The sequence below is a fragment of the Nocardia acidivorans NBRC 108247 genome (assembly GCF_001625085.1).
Lineage (GTDB): Bacteria > Actinomycetota > Actinomycetes > Mycobacteriales > Mycobacteriaceae > Nocardia > Nocardia acidivorans.
On sequence record NZ_BDAW01000138.1, the window covers coordinates 1 to 3,542 of the forward strand.

Genomic DNA, 3,542 nt, shown 5'->3' on the forward strand with positions numbered 1-3,542 from the left:
CCGGGTCGCCCAGGTGCGGGCGGCCAGCGCCAGCCTGAACCGGGCCGATGCCGCCGCGGGCGACCTCGCCGGTGACCGCTGGGCCAACCGTTCACCCGACCTCGGCAGGAGCACCATTCCGCGATGACGATGACCGACACCTACGAGCGCCGGGCCTACGGCCTGTGGCAGAAGCCGCGCAGCGCAGGACTTTTCGGTCTGCGCTGGGGTGAGACCGTGGTCGGTTTCGCCGTCGTGATCACCGGCCTGCTCACGGCGATGATCTTCGGCCCGATGCCCGCGCTGGTCGTCGCCGGGTTCGGTCTGATCGTGATGGTTCCACTGGTGTGGCGGACGGGGGGCCGCTCCGGCTACGAGAACGGATTGATGATGTTCCATTGGTTGCGCGGCCGCGGTAAAGGCGAGCACGTCTACCGCGGCGGCCGGTTCTCCCGGATTCCGGGCGGTGTCACACGACTGCCCGGGCTGATGGCCCCCTCGCGGCTCTACGAGGGCATCGATGCGGGCGGTTACAGCTTCGGCATGATCCACCTACCCCAATTCGGCCAGTACACGGTCGTATTGCGTGCCTGGCCGCAGGGGCACGAGGCCGTCGATCAGCCGGTCATCGATCGCTGGGTGTCCGCATGGGGCACCTTCCTGGCCTCGCTCGGCCAGACCTCGGACATCGTGGCCGTGGTGCCGGTGATCGACACCGTGCCCGAGACCGGAAACCGTTTGCTCACCGAGGTTTCCGCCATCACCCGGCCCGAAGCGCCGGATCTGGCGCAGCAGGTCATGTACGAGCTGGCCACCGAACTGCCGCAGGAGCGGGTGCAGCTGCTGCCGCGTGTGGCCATCACCTTCAAGGCGACCACCGCCGAGCGGCGTAAGAATCCGGCGGAGGAGGCGGTCGAGATCGGCCGCCGGCTGCCCGGTATCTGCGCGGCGCTGGCCGAGGCGGGCGTGCGCGCCCAGCCCATGTCCGCCGACGATGTCATCTCCTTCATCCGCCGCAGTTACGATCCGGCGTCGCAGGCCGATCTCGAGGTGGCGGCGGGCGAGCCCGACGGGCACGGCCTGGATTGGGCTGACGCCGGGCCGGTTTCGCACGAGGAGCGGTGGGATCACTTCATCCACGATGGCGGGCGCTCGGTCACCTGGGAGATGGACACCGCGCCCGAGGGTGCGGTGGACGAGCGGGTGTTGCAGCGGCTGCTGGCACCGAATCCCGAGGTGCCGCGCAAGCGCGTGACCATCGTGTACCGCCCGCACTCGGCCGGTGACGCCGCGCAGATCGTGGACGACGATTTCAAGAATGCCCTGGTGGCGCAGCAGAGCGAGCGCGGTGTCGTCTCGGCGGCGGCCTCGATTCGCGTCGGCGCGACCCAGCAGGCGCGGGAGGAACAGGCCAGGGGTCACGGTGTGACCCGCTTCGGGGCGCTGGTGACCATTACCGAACCCCTGCGCGGCGATCTGCCGCGCATCGAAGCCATCACCCGCGATCTGTCCACACAGTCGCGGTTGAAGATCCGGCGCTGCTACCGCTACCAGGCGGCGGCCTTCGCAGCCTCGCTCGGCTGCGGGGTGATCCTGCCGGAACACGCGACGATTCCGAAAGCACTTGCGGGGTGACCGTTCATGGCACGTGACTTCGAACCACCGGTGCGGGAACGCGACGCCGTTCCCGCCCGCCGTTCCGCGCGCCGCGACGCGCCCGAACCGGAACAGCCCGAACTCGCCCTCGGTGAGCCCGAGCCGGTCGTCCCGGTCTCCCGCGTCGCCCGCGACGAACACCGCCCCCGCCGCGGCACCCTCCCCGACCGCCGCCTGCTGCGCCGCGACCCGGTCCCCGAGGCCCCCCGGCAAATCGGCCCCGACCCGGAATCCCCGGACCCGGAGCCGGTTTCACGCCGGGAGTCTGCCTCGGACCAGACCCTGCCCGCAGCGCAGCGGCAGCCCGGTCCGGCGGCCGCGCGAACCTCGGAGTCCACAAGCCACCTGTCCCCGGACGACATAGCCGACCGGGAACGCTCCACCGACGCCCTCCGCTCCAGCGCCGACTGGATCTCGGACACCTCCACCCCCGCACCGCCCCGCGACCGCCCCACCGCGGATCCGAGCCACCCGCCGGAGACCGCACCTGCGGCGAATCGCGAACGCTCCGAAGCGAATCACGGTCCGGAGACCGGCACGCCTGCGGCGAGCCGCGAACGCTCCGGCGCGGATCGAGCACCGGAGACCTCCGCTCGCGCGACGAATCACGAACGCCCGACGGCGGATCGGGTTTCCGAGACCGCTCCCCGGGCGACGGATCGTGAACGCCGGACCGCGGATCGTATTCCGGAGACTTCCGGCCGCGCGACGGAATCGATTGCCGCGGAACGGGAGCGGTATGGCGAGACCGGTCGCCCGGGTGCCCAGCGCGCGGCCGCCAAACTGCCGACCCTCGAACCGGAACCGGTCGGACCGGTAGCGCCGCGCGGCGGCGAATCGCGCGCGCCGGAGCGGACGCCGGGTGCGAGCGGGACCGAACTCGGCCGGGCGCAGGGTGATTCGCGTACGGCGGAGTCGAGGGTATATGGGCCCCGGGGCGCAGCACCCGCACCGGTCCGGTCCGGCGCTGATCGGTCCGACGCCGGTGGCGATTCGGTCCACCGGTCGCAACGTGGTGCGCGCGCCGGGGATTCGGCGATCTCTCCGGAACTTCTCGATGGCTCGGAACAGTCGGAGCGCGCACACGCGCCCCGCGCCGCCGCGGGCATCCGCCCACGCGGTTCGGAACGGGTCGAGGGGGAGCGTATGGACGGAGATCGGCCGAGCGGTGCGGACGTCGTAATCGGTGGCGCCCCGGTGGGGCCGGAAGGCGTTGCCCGCGAAGGTGATCACGGACCCGAACCGGCCGGGACGGTCGCCGAACGGCGCGCGCGTCGCGACGAACGGACCGGTCATGAGGTCGCGCGTGTGAGCGAACCGGGTGCCCGGGAGCGCCACGGTGAGCGGGAAGCGCACCACCCCAAGGACGGTGAGAATCGCACGCGCGGCAGCGATCCGGCGAACCGTGAACGCCGTCGTCCACCCGTCGCCGGTGAAGGCCGGGACGCGACGCGGCGCGAGGGCGCGCGCGCGGAGGGCCGGGACGCGGTCCACGGCGAAGGTCGAGGGACCCGGCGTGCGGAGCATGACGGCGAGCGGGTGACCGGTCGTGGGTCGCGGGGTGCGGAGCATGACGGCGAGCGGGTGGCCGGTCGTGGGTCGCGGGGTGCGGAGCACGAGGCCGAGCGGGCGCACGGTGGTGGGTCCCGGGGTGCGGAGCATGACGGCGATCGTGGGACCCGGGGTGCGGAGCACGAGGCCGAGCGGGTGACCGGTCGTGGGGCGCGCGGTGCGGAGCATGACGGCGAGCGGGCGCACGGTCAGGGGACGCGCGGGGCCGAGTATGAGGCCGAGCGGGGGAATGGGCGTGGGGGGCAGCGGGGTTCGGGGGAGGGGCGTAAGCGGCCCACCGATCCGGATCGGGTGCATCTGGGTGGGCGGACCGCGGGTGCGCCCACGGCTCCGGG

The 3,542-nt window shown here is 72.6% G+C and carries 1 protein-coding gene and 1 pseudogene; both read left to right on the plus strand.

The features are described from left to right. The first annotated feature begins 123 nt into the window (after nt 1–123). Nucleotides 124–1,614: an SCO6880 family protein gene (locus tag NA10_RS34960; protein ID WP_067574984.1), complete on the plus strand. Its 1,491-nt coding sequence runs from the start codon at nt 124–126 to the stop codon at nt 1,612–1,614. Between the two features lie 6 nt (nt 1,615–1,620). Next, a pseudogene (locus NA10_RS34965) lies at nt 1,621–3,542 on the plus strand (hypothetical protein); the annotation flags it as partial.